The organism is uncultured Lacinutrix sp. (assembly GCF_947500325.1).
GTDB lineage: Bacteria > Bacteroidota > Bacteroidia > Flavobacteriales > Flavobacteriaceae > Lacinutrix.
Window position 1 is genome coordinate 1 of the sequence record NZ_CANMRQ010000099.1, and the last position, 400, is coordinate 400.

General features: G+C 30.2%; 1 protein-coding gene. It reads left to right on the plus strand.

Features of this window, described 5'->3' with window-relative positions; genetic code table 11:
- A partial coding sequence (locus tag Q0997_RS20345) for a hypothetical protein (RefSeq protein WP_299892569.1) occupies window positions 1-211 on the plus strand: 211 nt, incomplete at its 5' end.
- Window positions 212-400 lie beyond the last annotated feature (189 nt).

The window sequence follows — 400 nt, forward strand, 5'->3', positions numbered from 1 at the left end:
TGCAATGTCTTTAGAGGTTAATCCATATAGAGGAACTTTAGAAGAAGACTTAGCACATTATAACAAAACATTTAGGTCATTAATTTATCCTATCACAAAACGAAATACAATTAAAATTGTTTACTTCATTGAGGTGTCTGAACAAAAAGTATATGTAACCGACTTTTTTGCAACACAAATGCATCCCAATAAAAAAAAGAAAAGAAGTTAATAAACGATAAATCCACACAAAACAAAACCCAGTTTTTTCGTGCCTCAAAATCCTCTGTTTTTTGTTTTGTTCCGCTTGCTACAGCATCACCCAAGCTATGTTACATAATAGTAGTTATAAGTGAGCTTCGCACAATTTTTAGTCGTTTATATTTTAGCTATTTAAAAATAGTCGTTATAACTGCTATTA